Source organism: Chryseobacterium sp. 2P (assembly GCF_059579425.1).
The window spans coordinates 3,233,100-3,246,729 of sequence record NZ_CM184194.1 but is presented as its reverse complement, the minus strand read 5'-3'; the positions used below and the strand labels follow the sequence as shown (position 1 = coordinate 3,246,729).

Here is a 13,630-nt window from a genome sequence, read left to right as displayed (position 1 = left end):
TGATTAATCCAGCCAGCCCATTTCCTTCATCCAGTCGTCGTTGTAAATTTTTCCGACGTATCTTGAACCATGATCGTGAAGAAGAACCACAATCACATCATCTTTCGTAAACTGATCTTTCATCTGTACCAAAGCAGAAATTGCACTTCCCGCAGAATATCCGCAGAAAATCCCCTCTTCTTTAGCCAGTTTTCTTGCATACACCGCTCCGTCCTTATCCGTTACTTTTTCAAAATGATCGATTACAGACATATCATAGTTTTCAGGAAGAATATCTTCGCCAATTCCCTCTGTAATGTAGGTGTAAGCATTTCCTAGGTTAATTTCCCCCGTTTCGTGGATCTCTTTTAAGATCGATCCGTAGGTATCTACTCCGATTACTTTTATGTCAGAATTTTTCTCCTTAAAAAATGTTCCGCAACCTGTAATCGTACCTCCTGTTCCTGCTCCGACAACAAAATGCGTTAGTTTTCCTTCCGTCTGCTCCCAGATTTCAGGTGCCGTAGATTCGTAATGAGCGGCTCTGTTGGATAAATTGTCGTATTGGTTTACATACCATCCGTTTTCCGTTTCTTTAGCCAGTCTTTTGGAAACAGAATAGTAAGAACGCGGATCGGTAGGTTTTACATCCGTCGGACAGACGATAACTTCTGCTCCTACAGCACGAAGAATATCACATTTTTCTTTAGACTGTTTAGAGTTGGTTACAAAAATACATTTGTACCCTTTGATGATCGCGGCTAGAGCCAGTCCCATCCCTGTATTTCCGGACGTTCCTTCGATAATCGTTCCTCCGGGTTTTAATCTTCCATCTTTTTCAGCATCTTCAATCATTTTCAGAGCCATTCTGTCCTTCACAGAGTTCCCCGGATTGAAAGTTTCCACCTTTGCCAAAACCAGTGCGGGAAAATCTTCACCCAAAACTTTATTAAGTTTTACAAGAGGCGTATTTCCGATGGTTTCGAGGATGTTGTTTGCGTATTTCATAAATGTCTTTTAAAGCGTTGCAAAGATACGGCTTTCAGATAATTAATAATTAAAAATGAATAATTAATACTGTTTTCTCAATTTCAACCCCTCAAAACCAACCTTTCCAATCCAAACCCAAACTCTAAAAATCCCTCAAAACCCTCTCACTCTATTTACCTTCTTACGCTCACCCTCTCCAACTCTCACTCTCTCCAACTCTCATACTCTCCAACTCTCATACTCTCCAACTCAATAAGAAGCTTATTCCCGCTATCCACTGTATCTTTTTTGTTACGGCTTCCTGAACTACGTCCGTAAACCTTCAGTTTATGCTCCAGCCGCAACAAAAAAGGATGTCGTTCCTATCGGGGCTAGGATTTTGCCGTTATCAGAACATTTGTCATTGCGAGGAACGTAGTGACGAAGCAATCTCAACTCAAAACGAAGTTATACTTAATATTCTTAAACCCTTAATAAAACTTAATGTTCAAATTGTAGAAAAGTGAATATAATTTTACAAATCTGAGATTGCTTCGCTTCGCTCGCAATGACAAATTCCGTCGAATAATTAATATCAATTATACTTAATCGCCTTCACCGGAGAAATCTTACTGATCAGATAACTCGGAATTATTAGAGCTAACCCTGAAATAATCAGAATTCCGGCGGAAATTGAAATAATGGCAATCGGATTAAGATCTACCGGAACCGTACTAACGTAATAATTTTCCGGATTTAAGGTAATCACTCCAAAAACTTTCTGAATCAAAAGCAGTCCGAGACCAATCGCATTTCCGTACAGCAATCCCGGAATCATAATAATTAAAGTATAATTGATAAAAGTGGCTCTGATCTGTGAATTGCTTGCTCCCAAAGTCTTTAAAAGACCGATAGAATTTGTTCTTTCAATAATCAGGATCAGAAGAACCATGATGATATTAATGACTACAACAATCAGCATGATGATGATAATCAGAGCGATATTCGTATCGAAAATACTGATCCAGTCTGTAATCTGAGGATATTTTTCAGTGGCTTTTTCAGCATAATTTTTATAGCCGATGAGTTTCTCAATTTCAGGAAAATCGCTGTCGATATCATTTACATTTTTAAAGAAAATATCCAGTCCGCCCATTTCATCAGGCTTCATATCCTGAATTTTTCTTACATGATTAATTCCTCCCAACACAAACTGATCGTCGATCATCTTAATATCGGTTTTATAAATTCCGACTACTTCAAATTTTCTGTAAATAGGCTTTTGATCTGCCTTTGAAAATACCGTTACAATGCTGTCCTTCACTTTCAGATGAAGATCTTTGGCAATCTTCTGGGAAATGGTGACTCCGTTGTAATAGCCAACTTCCGTAACTTTCGGAGAAGTTCCGGCAACCAGAAATTTTTTGAACCTTACACTGTCAAAATCTTTTCCGATTCCTTTGAAAATAATCCCTGCAAAATTGTGCTCGTTCCGCATAATTCCCGTTACCGTAGCATATTTCTGCACACTTTCAACATCCGGAAGTTCTTTTATTTTCTGGATATTCAGTCCCTGATTATCAAGAACGGAAGTGTTGTAGGAAGAGTTTGATCTCGTGGATCTTACAGTAATGTGTCCGCTGAAATCTGCAAGTCTTTCCTTAATCGCTTTCTTCGAGCCGAATCCGGTGGAAACGGTAATGAGAGAAACAATAATTCCCAATGCCACAGAAAGTCTGCCGATGAAGATGATAACCCTCGAAAGGTTATTTTTGTTATCTTTGGAAAACGCTATTTTTTTCGAGAAATATAAAGGAAATTTCAAACTTATGAATTTAGATTTCAAAATTAAAAATTTACTTCTTATTTGCCTAATTTTTTTAGGAGTATTCAATCAATATTATTCTCAGGCTCAAGATAAAAAAGATTTTAAAACGGGAGCAGATCAGCCGGAGCTCTATTTGCCTTTGCTGAAAGGAAAAATTGTAGGAGTGGTAACGAACCAGACCGGACTGATGAGCGATAGAACGCACGTTGTAGATTTTTTGGTAAAAAACGGAATCAGAATAAGATCCATCTTCGCGCCGGAACACGGTTTCAGAGGAGATGCAGATGCAGGAGAAAAAGTAAAAAATGGAGTAGACGTAAAAACCGGAATTCCCATCGTATCATTATATGGTAAAAATAAAAAACCGACTCCGGAACAACTGAAAGAAATGGATATTCTGGTATTTGATATTCAGGATGTTGGAGTGAGATTCTACACCTATATTTCAACACTGACCTATCTTATGGAAGCAGCCGCGGAAAATAATATTGAAGTGATTGTTCTGGACAGACCCAATCCGCATGACGGCTACACAGATGGTCCTGTTTTAAAGAAAAAATGGACAAGTTTTGTGGGAATGCATGAAGTTCCTGTTGTATACGGATTAACAATAGGAGAGTACGGAAAAATGGTGAACGGAGAAAAATGGCTGAAAAACGGAGTTCAGGCAAAATACACCTTGATTCCGATGAAAAACTATCATAAAAGGTTGCGTTACCAGATTTCAGATAAACCTTCCCCGAATTTACCCAATGATAGAGCCATCAACTTATACCCAAGTTTATGCTTTTTTGAAGGAACGCAGGTTTCCGTGGGAAGAGGAACAGATTTGCCGTTCCAGATTTACGGATCTCCATGGACAAAAAATCTTCCTTATCAGTTTACTCCGAAGCCAAGTGCAGGAGCAAAAGATCCTTTTTTAAACGGAAAATTGTGCTACGGCGAAAACCTTTCAGATTATAGAAAAGATTTAAGGGAACTGAATCTGGACTGGGTAATAAAAGCGTATAAAAACTATAAAAATCCTGATCTGGACTTTTTCCTGAAACCAACTACAGGAAGTAATTTGTGGTTTGATACTTTAGCAGGAACCGATGAGCTGAGAAAACAGATTGTTGCCGGAAAATCAGCTTCGGAGATCAAAGCATCCTGGAAGTCTGATTTGGAAAAATTCGAGAAAATCAGAAAGAAATATGTTGTTTACGAAAACTGATGAAATGTGAATCGTCAATTGTCAATTTAGATTCACAAATAAAATGAATTCACTATTGACAATTGACAATTGAAATTTTTTAATCAAAATCCTGCGGCGGAGTTTTGTCGTTTTTTCCTTTGTTCATGATGACAAGACCAATCGACAGACCGATAACGCCTGCTGCACCGATCATTAAAGCTCTTTCCAGCTTATCTGCCTGATCGTTTCCAAGGTAGTTCATCAGAAAAAGAATCCCGAAAGTGATGATACAGATAATAATATGATTTTTACCGAATAGTTTCATTGTTTTATTTTAGTTTATAAGAAATCATGATGCCGCCTCTGTAAGGAAGAATTTCCCCGCTTTTGTTAAAGCCTTCCGCTACATCGTAACGTGCTCCTGTTGAACGGACATAGCCTTTGTAAAAGTCTTGAGAAGTTCCGATTCCTGCATAAATATCCATGTTCCAGTTTTCAGCAAGTTTAAACTGATAGCCTCCAGTAATTCCCAGTATTATTGAATATCCTTTCTGGTAAACATCTGAATATTGATAGACATTTCCGTTTTTTTCATCAACAAAAGTACTGTCACTCCAGTAATTCCATTTTTGTGCTATGAAGCGGGAACCTGCAATATTTCCTCCGATATACCAGTGTTTAAAAGCTTCATCAAAGTAATATCTTCCTTCCAGTGAAACGGAGTAATACTGCAATTCATGTCCGGCAAAAGATTTCCACGGAGAAATTAAAACATCGCCCTGTACTGTGAATTTTTTATTTAACTGATGTTCTAATCCCAGGTTGATAACTCCTACGGGTATTAGTAAAGCATTTCCTTTCAGATATACACTTTTTTCAGAAGTCTGTTGTGGTTCCTGTTCCTGTGCATGGAGTGTTCCTAAAAAAAACAAGGTCAAAATCCCTGCAATCAATCTTATTTTAAGCATTCTATTTTATTTGTTTTAATAACTCATCAGCTAAAGTGGAATCTTTCTGAGCCTGAGCAGCCATATTTTTAGACATTTCTGCGTATGTTTTTGCCATTTCTTTATTTCCGGTTAGAAAATAAAGCTTTGCAAGAATATAAGTATTTTCAGAACTTTCGCCTCTCATTACGGATTTCTCGGCCCACTCCGCCGCTTTTTTCAGGGATGACTGAGTTTTTATATGTTCAGCAAATACCCACGCTGCTTTTAACAATTCATTGGGTTCAAATGCTTCTGAATTTTTATAATAGGCTAAAGCCGCTTTTTCATATTCCGGAAAATTGGCATTTTGCTCGTAATATGCGAGTTTTGTCTGGTTGAGCTTCAGTTCCGCATCATGCTTTCCTACAAGAGGTTCCGCATTTTTCATGAAGTAATCTTCATTGATTTTTTTATTCTGCTGATCGATAGACTGCTCCACAATTTTGCCAAGCTTGATCTGATTGTCAAATTCTTTGTAGGTTTCGTCCGGTAAAAACTTAATGATTTCCGCTTTTCTGTCTGTAAAAACTTTGTAATTTTTGTCTTCAGTAGATTTTAAGAAATACAGCAGCAGTCCAACGTCATCTTTTGTAAACTCTTCAGTAAGTTTTTTATTTTCAAAATACCTTTCAGATGCCTGCTTTGCAAAATTAAAGTCAGAAGAGGAGTTCAGTTTCATAATATTGATGAGGAACTCTGGATCTTTTTCACCTTTTGCAAAACGTTCCTTCAGTGAACCTTTTTTATTGTTGGGAGAATTTACATCCTGCGCCATCGTCAGAAACATACTTCCTTCCATATATCCGAAATTCTGGGAAACAAGCTCTCCGTCGCCATTCAGAAAAAGATAAGTAGGATAGGAGCGTACTCCGTATTTTACGGCAATATCTCTTCCTTCGCCTTTTTCCATATCAAATCTTGCATTTACAAAATTTGCATTAAAGTAGTCTCCCACCGATTTCTGCGTAAAAACATTTCTTTCCATCATTTTGCACGGACCGCACCATGAAGCATAGGCATCCAGAAAGACAATCTTTTTCTCTTTTTTTGCCTTTGCAATAAGATCTTTAAAGGGAAGATCTTCAAATTTAATGGCTTCCTGAGCAAATGCCGTAACAGCAGAAAATAACAATAAACCGGAGATAATCTTCTTCATTTCCAATTAGAATTTGTTGGCGAATATAGTATATTTTGGCTGTATATCGATAAAATAGTATGCTAATTATATTATAAAAAAAAGAGATTGCCATGTTTCGACAATCTCTCGTTTTAAATTTAAAGCTGATTAATTTTATCTTATGAAAATTTATCTTGTTTACTCAGTATATTAGTTTTTGTTGATAGGATAAAATCTTTTACTCATGTTTGCTTTCAGCTTTTTTAGCAATTCTGACTTAAAGGAACATAGCCGCAGCAACCTTTTTTATTGTAGAATCCTTGTAAATCGTCACATTGCTCTTTGGTAATTTCACAGGTTCTTATATAACAGGAAGAACTTCCTCCTAATATTGAAATTTGCTCATTTCTGGATAATTTTTTTGCGTTTTTTAGTTTTAGAATTGAATTTTTCATAATAAATTAATTTTTAAGATTGTTATTGTTTAGAAATTTTGGTTAATTAAACTATTTTACTTTTAATCACAGATGTAATAGGCTTCACATCCTGAAAATGGATCATATGGTGGAATTTCTCCTTTATAACAGCATTTGTCATAGCCTTTTGTAGCTCCGCCATGGATTTTTTTCAGTTCTTTCGCCTTCAGAGGCCGCAGATTCTTAATTGTCTTTTTCATAGTAATTTTAAGATTTTAGTTAAGAGATTTAACTGTTTTTCTGTATCAATATTACAGTTATTCCGGCTGCTGAGTATTTTATTTCTACAAAAAGCAGCTTACCGTATATCAATTACTATTTGGCATGATAAAAGAGTAAATAATGAATCTCTACACGTGATAAAAGGGAAAAATTAATTGCTAATGAATGGTCTGTAAGTTCTTCCGATGGGCAGCTTTTTTCCATTGACTGTAATTTCGCTGGCAGACATTACTTCAATTTTGGATCTGGAAACGATATAAGATTTATGAATTCTAATGAAATTATTTCCTTCAAGATCTTTCTCAAATTTACTGATGGGCATTTTTACCGTGTAAACTTCCTGTTTTGTGTGTATTTTAATGTATTCTCTGATGCTTTCAATATAAAAAATATCCTGAAGAACAATTTTTATTTTTCGTTTTGCAATATTGACGAATATAAAATCCCGGTCTTCTATTTCGAGGATGGCTTTTTCTGCATTCATCAGATGCTTAAATTTTTCTATTGAATCCTGAAATCTGCTGTAAGAGATTGGTTTCAAAAGATAATCTACAATATTCAGCTCATATCCTTCCAGTGCATATTGGTGAAAGGCGGTTGTTACAATAACGTGAGGACGATTTTTGAGTCTTCTTAAAAATTCAAACCCTTTTATTGCGGGAAGATGTAAATCCAGAAATATCAAATCTATCTGATATATTTTAAGAAGACTGTTGGCATAAATTGCATCCGAACATTTTCCGACAATGTGAAAATCTTTATTTTGAGAAATGAAATGCTCCATGATTTCCATGGCAATAGGTTCATCTTCTATAATCAGACAATTGTATTTTATTTCAGGAATCATTTTAATCGAATAATATTTTCAAAGTAACCGAATACAGGTTGTTGCTGTCATTAATTTCCAGACTATGTTTGGGATATAACAAATCCAGCTGTCTTTTAATATTTTTTAAACCAATCTTGGTGCTTTCTTTTTCCGGATTTTCTTCTTTGGAATTTTCAATACTATAAACCAGAACTTTATTTTTAAGTTCAAGATTAATGGTGATAAAAGAGTTGAATCTGCTTTCCGAAGCACCATGTTTAAAGGCATTTTCAACAAATTGCAGAAGAATTAACGGAGAGATTTCCTGCAATTGATCGTCGATTGAGTCATTGAATTCTACCTTAATCAGTTTGTGTCTTATTTTCTGTATATCAATAAAATCCTGAATATTCTCTATTTCCTGATTGAGATACACTTTGCTTTGGGCGGAATCAAAGATATTGTACCGCATTATTTTTGCCAGTTTCAAAATAATTTGGGGTGCTTCATCTGATTTTTTAAGCGAAAGTCCGTAAATATTATTAAGTGTATTGAAAAGAAAATGGGGATTTAATTGGGTCTTAAGCAATTTTAGTTCTGCATCTGTTTTTTCTTTCGAAATTTCGATTAATCTTTTTTGCGTTTCATTTTGCTGAATAAATTTTTCAAAGCCCAACATGATGGCGATGGCAAAAACGATATTCATGGCTGCAACAAAAATTCCGCCTAATGAAAATCTTGTGGTGTCTTCCGGAACATAATAATAGTAAGGAAATATGAGATCATGGGATATTATCCTGAAAACAACTACTGAAAATGTTACGATTATAATTACAGCAAAAATTCGGAATGCTTTATTTCTGAGAATTTTTATTTTACCGTCTATCATTGTCAAAACTAAATATGCTGCCGGAATTTCTGCAAAAAGAAAAGTGAATTCTGAGATTACAGACAGATAGAGTGTTTTTTGCCATGAAAATTGTTTAAAACTTTCATGTATATACACAAATGATGCATTAATCTCAAAGAGATAATAGGCAAGCCAAAAGAAGATGTGATATTTGTTTTTCTGAGTCAGTTTCAAGGTTCTAAATTATTTTAAAATAAAAACAGATAAAATTCAAGTTTTTCTTTTAAAAATAATAATAAAATCTACGAAGTGCTTATTTAAATCTACAAACGGAAAAGAATTTTTTAATTGAAAACAAAAAACGGATCAATTACAAAAGCTGGAGAGAAAGATAAAAGACATAATTTTGTTGAAATAATCTATTATGAAAATCTTAAAGATATTCTGGGAATGGAGGAGGTGCAGACTGCACAGATATGTATCGTTCTGACAGTGAGTGGAAGATCAAACGATAGTCAATGTTTAAGATGTGTGACAATTTAATTATTTACTAAAATGACATGAGACACCTGTTTCAGTTATAGCTCTTTTTTATTATGAAAAAAGTTAATTTTATTTTTCTAATATGCTTTATAGGATTCTGTTCCGCACAAAAAAAATCATTTGTTTATGAGTTGAAATATCACTTGGAACCTCATAATGATAGTCTTGCTTATATTAATATGATTTTGGATTTTAATGATAACATATCCGTATTTAGAACCGAAAAAGAGAAAAGATCTGATTCATTATTAAGCGTATCAAGATTCGGAATAGGAGCTGATCAAAATATTGAAAGGCAGATATACGTAACAAAAGATTTAAAGAATAAAGATATTAAAAGAAATTATCGGACACGGTTTAATGATTATTACGATGTAAAAATAGAAAATAAAATAATCTGGAAAATAGAATCCGACAGGGATAAAATAGGAGGATTTGATGTTCAGAAAGCTGTAACAGACTATGGTGGAAGAAAATGGATTGTATGGTTCACAACAGAAATTCCGATTACGGATGGTCCATATATTTTTAACGGACTTCCGGGACTTATTGTAAGAGCAACTGATAGTGATATGGATTACGACTTTACACTTATAGCAATCAAAAATAATTCTGGGAATTTATTTCTGCGAAAAAAAGGGTTGGATATGGATTTTTCTCATTTCAAAAAATTAATGATGCAATATTACAATGATCCTTATGCTGATCTTAAATTAAGAAATATGTTACCTGTTTATACCAGTGACGGACATGGTGGAAAAAAGGCATTAGACTTGAATGAATTGACAAAACAAACACAAAAAATGATTCGTGAGCAAAATAATCCTATTGAGATAGATTATAAAAATGATTACAAATAAGTATAAACAAAAAAAGTCATCCTAAATGAGATGACTTTAAGTGGTTTCTCCAGGAATCGAACCAGGGACACATGGATTTTCAATCCATTGCTCTACCAACTGAGCTAAGAAACCATTTAATTTTTGCTTCTTTTTTGAAGTGGTGCAAAAGTAATAATAATTATTAATCTTGGCAAATTTTATTTAAAACTTTGAAAATAAAACCACCTTTTTACAGGTGGTTTTTTAAGTGGTTTCTCCAGGAATCGAACCAGGGACACATGGATTTTCAATCCATTGCTCTACCAACTGAGCTAAGAAACCATTCTTGTTACTTCGTTGTTTTAAAGTGATGCAAAAGTAGTAAGTTTTAGTATATGAAGCAAGTATTAACAAGACTTTTTTTAACAAAACTTAAAAACCTACTGATTTTCAACTGAATTATTTTCCTGTTCGCGTCTTATCTGTTCGCTCATTTCCTCTAATACAGGCTTAATCGTGCTTTCCGGAAGATCACTTATTCGTATGTACATCAGTCCGTCGATCGCATCATTAAAGTTGGGATCTACGTTAAAGGCGATAACTTTAGCATTTTGCTTAATGTATTTCTTAATTAAAACAGGCAATCTAAGTTCCGGTTCCAGATCATCAATGATCTTATCAAGCTTATTAAGATCAGATTCCATTTCCTCAAAAAACAGATGTTTATCCCTGTCGCGAAGTTTTACTTTGTATTCGTTTCTTGGAGTAATATATTGTGCAACTGCGGAATCATAATAATTCGAACGCATAAACTCGATCATCAGAGATTTGGAAAATTCTGAAAATTTATTGGAAATACTTACGCCTCCCATCAAAAATTTATGATCCGGATTTCGTAAGCAGACATGTACAATTCCTCTCCATAAAAGGAAAAGTGGAAGTGGTTTCTGCTGATATTCCTGACAGATATACGCACGTCCCATTTCGATTACTTTCTTGAAAAAAGGATGGATATCCTGTTCAAATTCAAATAAAGAACTTGTATAAAACCCTTTAATTCCTGATTTTTTCATGACTTCTTTTCCCAGAGCCATTCTGTAAGCTCCCACAAGTTTCTCTGCAGCACTGTCCCAAAGGAAAAGATGATGGTAATGTTTGTCATATTCATCAAGGTCGAACGGAAGATTACTTCCTTCTCCTACTGCACGGAAGGTAAGCTCTCTCTGTCTTCCGATTTCCCGCATTATTGAAGGAATTTCTTCGTAAGTGGTAAAATAAACTTCATAATTTCCGTTGCTGAAAAACATTTTATCAGTTCCTTTCAGCTTATTGATGTCTTTTAAAATATCTTCTTTCGGAGTTTCGTCGATGATATTCTGAACAATATTTTCTTCTTTTAACAAAGGAAATTTTACCGAAAGATTTTTAAGATTAATGCTCTGCGCCAAAGATTTTCGCTTCTCGTAGTAAGATTTCATCATATACACCTTACGTTTCAGAAATTCTCCCAGTTCCTCAATGGTTTCCATATCGTCCATTGCTTTTACAGAGATAGGCTTTCCGATCCTTATCCTGATAGGTTTTTCCCGGTCATTCATCATTTCTGCGGGCAGCATTAAAGTCTGCAGATTCGGGTGTATTTTTGCCACCTGATAAAATATTCTGCTGTTTTTTGCATGAAAATACATAGGAACAACCGGCACTTTTGCCATTCTTATAAGCTTTAACGCCGGTTTTTCCCACTCCTTATCCAGAATTTCGCTGTAAGGATTATTTTTATTAGAGACCTCTCCTGCAGGGAAAATTCCTACACAACCTCCGTTTTGGAGATGCTTTAAGGTCTCCCGCATTCCGGAAGAGCTGCTGTAAGCTTCTTTCCTGCCCTCAAAAGGATTTACGGCAATTACGTACGGTTCCATCGGTTTGATTTTTTCCAGAAGGAAATTTCCCATTACCTTAAAATCCGGACGTACTTCCGACAATACTTTACACATTAAAATCCCGTCAATCGCACCAAGCGGATGATTGGAAACCAGAATGAACGGTCCCGTCTTCGGAATTTTTGCCAGATCTTCTTCAAAAGCGATGTAGCTTAAGTTGCGCTCTCTCACAAATGAGTCGAAAAAGTCTTTGCCTTCCTTATCTTTTAGTTTGTCGTATAATTTATTTACTTCGTTGATTTTAGCAATGCTCATCACAGCAGATGCTACAGGATTCTTCAGAAATCCTATTTTACTTAAGCCGGAAGCCTTAATCAGATCGTTTTTCGAAATTAAACTCATATTGTGTTTAGTCGCAATTAGTTTTTATTGTGTTACCATTTGAAGCGTATTTTTCGCAATCTGCTCCAATAATACACTTTTTTCCTGGTAAAATTTATCTATGTTCTCTATTTTCGCATTTCTTACGGTAAATAAAGATACATTTTTTATAACTTCTGTTTTAAATACTTTTTGAAGTTCTTCATTTAATTCATCCACGGTATTGAATTTATCTTCAAGACATAAAGCCAATGAAATTGCAGAGTTCTGCATCAGGGAAACTTTAATTTTGTACTTGGATAAATACCCGAAAATAAGACTCATATGGTCTTCTGCGATAAATGAAAAGTCTCTTGTGGAAATTTTCAGCAAAGTCTGGTTTTCCTTTAAAATATAAGATTCTTCGCTTTGGTTCTTTTCCGAAGCACCTACTTTTGTTCCTTCCTTTGTAGGATCTACAAAAGATTTTACGTAAAAAGGAATGTTTTTCTGCTGTAGCGGCTGTAATGTTTTCGGGTGAATCACACTTGCCCCGTAATAAGCCATTTCAATTGCCTCTTCGTAAGAAATATGAGAAAGTAACGTTACATCTTTGAATTTTCTCGGATCTCCCGTCATTACTCCCGGAACATCTTTCCAGATCGTCATAGCTTCTGCATTTAAACAATATGCAAAAATTGCAGCAGAATAATCAGATCCTTCTCTTCCCAAAGTCACCGTAAAATTATTGCCATCCGAACCGATGAACCCCTGCGTAACGTAGCAGATTTCTTTACTCAGGTTAGAAATAAATTCTTCCGTCTTTGCCCAGTCTACTACACCTTCTCTGTAAGAATTGTCGGTTTTTACATAATCTCTTGCATCCAGCCACTGATTGGTAAACTGAATTTCGTTCAAATATTCGCTCACAATTTTCGTAGAAATCATTTCCCCGCAGCTTACCACCTGATCGTAAACAAAATCGTAGTTCGGAGATTTGTTTCTTCTTAAAAAAGAATCAATATCATCAAAAAATAAATTGATTTCCGCAAACACTGCATGATTTTCAGGAAATAATCCTTCAGCGATCTCAATGTGTTTTCGTTTTATCTTTTCAATTTCAGTTTGATAGTTTTCCTTCTTGAAATAAAGTTCTACAACTTTTTCCAACTCATTCGTCGTTTTGCCCATTGCTGAAATTACCAGCAGACATTTGGCAAATCCCTGGCTTTTTAAAACCATGGCTACATTTTTTACACTTTCAGCATCCTTTACCGATGCTCCACCAAACTTGAAAATTTTCATTAAATTGTTAATAATAAAATTGTTAGATAAAATTTGTGGGAATATTTTACGGGTGACAAAATTATGCATTTACAACGAGATATGAAAGAGCACAATATCGCTGCGGGCTTAAGATTTTATTAAAATTATCAATTCGCAGAAATTATTCCGATTGCTTCAATAAAATGGGATTGGTATTTTAAGACAAATATTTTTCAAGTCATATTTTTGTGATTGTATTTATTTGATAGACAGACAATAAGGTCTTTTGTTAATTATTCTTTTAAATTGTAATAAATTTTACGAAATTTGGAGAAAACGTAAAAAGCA

At 34.8% G+C, this 13,630-nt stretch carries 13 protein-coding genes and 2 tRNA genes; 2 read left to right on the top strand and 13 right to left on the bottom strand.

The window, feature by feature from the left end; all coding sequences use genetic code 11:
• Window positions 1–3: 3 nt before the first annotated feature.
• Both AC52CF_RS14725 and AC52CF_RS14720 read right to left on the bottom strand, forming a co-directional pair.
• The gene (locus AC52CF_RS14725) at window positions 4–987 is read right to left on the bottom strand and encodes a PLP-dependent cysteine synthase family protein (RefSeq protein WP_076392256.1); all 984 of its coding nucleotides are present in this window, start codon (window positions 985–987) and stop codon (window positions 4–6) included.
• A 556-nt stretch (window positions 988–1,543) separates the two neighbouring features.
• A complete protein-coding gene (locus AC52CF_RS14720) occupies window positions 1,544–2,773 on the bottom strand; it encodes an ABC transporter permease (protein ID WP_496517318.1) in 1,230 nt (409 codons plus the stop codon).
• A gap of 4 nt (window positions 2,774–2,777) precedes the next feature.
• Here AC52CF_RS14720 and AC52CF_RS14715 point away from each other — a divergent pair, with 4 nt between their 5' ends.
• Window positions 2,778–3,989 carry an exo-beta-N-acetylmuramidase NamZ family protein gene (locus AC52CF_RS14715; RefSeq protein ID WP_496517317.1) on the top strand — a complete coding sequence of 404 codons (1,212 nt, stop codon included), beginning with the start codon at window positions 2,778–2,780 and terminating at the stop codon, window positions 3,987–3,989.
• Between the two features lie 79 nt (window positions 3,990–4,068).
• Here the strand turns inward: AC52CF_RS14715 and AC52CF_RS14710 are convergent, their stop codons facing one another.
• The 7 genes from AC52CF_RS14710 to AC52CF_RS14680 all read right to left on the bottom strand — a co-directional run bounded on the left by AC52CF_RS14710 (window position 4,069) and on the right by AC52CF_RS14680 (window position 8,646).
• Window positions 4,069–4,275 carry a hypothetical protein gene (locus AC52CF_RS14710; protein ID WP_214589027.1) on the bottom strand — a complete coding sequence of 69 codons (207 nt, stop codon included), beginning with the start codon at window positions 4,273–4,275 and terminating at the stop codon, window positions 4,069–4,071.
• Window positions 4,276–4,279: 4 nt separating this feature from the next.
• Window positions 4,280–4,918, bottom strand: a complete 639-nt coding sequence (locus AC52CF_RS14705) for a DUF3575 domain-containing protein (protein WP_214589028.1) — start codon at window positions 4,916–4,918, stop codon at window positions 4,280–4,282.
• 1 nt (window position 4,919) lies between these two features.
• Window positions 4,920–6,095, bottom strand: coding sequence for a thioredoxin family protein (locus AC52CF_RS14700; RefSeq protein WP_214589029.1), 1,176 nt, complete (start codon window positions 6,093–6,095; stop codon window positions 4,920–4,922).
• A 224-nt stretch (window positions 6,096–6,319) separates the two neighbouring features.
• Window positions 6,320–6,511 (bottom strand): hypothetical protein, encoded by a 192-nt coding sequence (locus tag AC52CF_RS14695; RefSeq protein WP_214589030.1) that lies wholly within the window; start codon window positions 6,509–6,511, stop codon window positions 6,320–6,322.
• Between the two features lie 62 nt (window positions 6,512–6,573).
• Window positions 6,574–6,732, bottom strand: a complete 159-nt coding sequence (locus AC52CF_RS14690; RefSeq protein WP_214589031.1) for a hypothetical protein — start codon at window positions 6,730–6,732, stop codon at window positions 6,574–6,576.
• Between the two features lie 173 nt (window positions 6,733–6,905).
• Window positions 6,906–7,601, bottom strand: a complete 696-nt coding sequence (locus AC52CF_RS14685) for a LytR/AlgR family response regulator transcription factor (RefSeq protein WP_214589032.1) — start codon at window positions 7,599–7,601, stop codon at window positions 6,906–6,908.
• A 1-nt stretch (window position 7,602) separates the two neighbouring features.
• The gene (locus tag AC52CF_RS14680) at window positions 7,603–8,646 is read right to left on the bottom strand and encodes a sensor histidine kinase (protein WP_214589033.1); all 1,044 of its coding nucleotides are present in this window, start codon (window positions 8,644–8,646) and stop codon (window positions 7,603–7,605) included.
• Window positions 8,647–9,008: 362 nt separating this feature from the next.
• Between AC52CF_RS14680 and AC52CF_RS14675 the strand changes: the two genes are divergently transcribed.
• Window positions 9,009–9,815 carry a GLPGLI family protein gene (locus AC52CF_RS14675; RefSeq protein ID WP_214589034.1) on the top strand — a complete coding sequence of 269 codons (807 nt, stop codon included), beginning with the start codon at window positions 9,009–9,011 and terminating at the stop codon, window positions 9,813–9,815.
• Window positions 9,816–9,856: 41 nt separating this feature from the next.
• On the opposite strand, the gene AC52CF_RS14670 is transcribed toward AC52CF_RS14675, so the two are convergent.
• From AC52CF_RS14670 to AC52CF_RS14655, 4 genes are all read right to left on the bottom strand, one after another.
• Window positions 9,857–9,929 (bottom strand) — tRNA-Phe (locus AC52CF_RS14670).
• Between the two features lie 116 nt (window positions 9,930–10,045).
• Window positions 10,046–10,118 (bottom strand) — tRNA-Phe (locus AC52CF_RS14665).
• 98 nt (window positions 10,119–10,216) lie between these two features.
• Entirely contained in the window at window positions 10,217–12,058 is a 1,842-nt protein-coding gene (locus tag AC52CF_RS14660) for a bifunctional lysophospholipid acyltransferase family protein/GNAT family N-acetyltransferase (protein ID WP_214589035.1), read from the bottom strand.
• Window positions 12,059–12,082: 24 nt separating this feature from the next.
• On the bottom strand, window positions 12,083–13,321 hold the full coding sequence (locus AC52CF_RS14655; RefSeq protein WP_496517316.1) for an aspartate kinase: 1,239 nt from the start codon (window positions 13,319–13,321) through the stop codon (window positions 12,083–12,085).
• Between the last annotated feature and the right edge of the window lie 309 nt (window positions 13,322–13,630).

Coding starts and splice junctions, on each gene's coding strand:
- AC52CF_RS14725 (WP_076392256.1), bottom strand. CDS start 987: ATGAAATACGCAAACAACATCCTCGAAACCATCGGAAATACGCCTCTT.
- AC52CF_RS14715 (WP_496517317.1), top strand. CDS start 2,778: ATGAATTTAGATTTCAAAATTAAAAATTTACTTCTTATTTGCCTAATT.
- AC52CF_RS14710 (WP_214589027.1), bottom strand. CDS start 4,275: ATGAAACTATTCGGTAAAAATCATATTATTATCTGTATCATCACTTTC.
- AC52CF_RS14705 (WP_214589028.1), bottom strand. CDS start 4,918: ATGCTTAAAATAAGATTGATTGCAGGGATTTTGACCTTGTTTTTTTTA.
- AC52CF_RS14700 (WP_214589029.1), bottom strand. CDS start 6,095: ATGAAGAAGATTATCTCCGGTTTATTGTTATTTTCTGCTGTTACGGCA.
- AC52CF_RS14695 (WP_214589030.1), bottom strand. CDS start 6,511: ATGAAAAATTCAATTCTAAAACTAAAAAACGCAAAAAAATTATCCAGA.
- AC52CF_RS14690 (WP_214589031.1), bottom strand. CDS start 6,732: ATGAAAAAGACAATTAAGAATCTGCGGCCTCTGAAGGCGAAAGAACTG.
- AC52CF_RS14685 (WP_214589032.1), bottom strand. CDS start 7,601: ATGATTCCTGAAATAAAATACAATTGTCTGATTATAGAAGATGAACCT.
- AC52CF_RS14675 (WP_214589034.1), top strand. CDS start 9,009: ATGAAAAAAGTTAATTTTATTTTTCTAATATGCTTTATAGGATTCTGT.
- AC52CF_RS14660 (WP_214589035.1), bottom strand. CDS start 12,058: ATGAGTTTAATTTCGAAAAACGATCTGATTAAGGCTTCCGGCTTAAGT.
- AC52CF_RS14655 (WP_496517316.1), bottom strand. CDS start 13,321: ATGAAAATTTTCAAGTTTGGTGGAGCATCGGTAAAGGATGCTGAAAGT.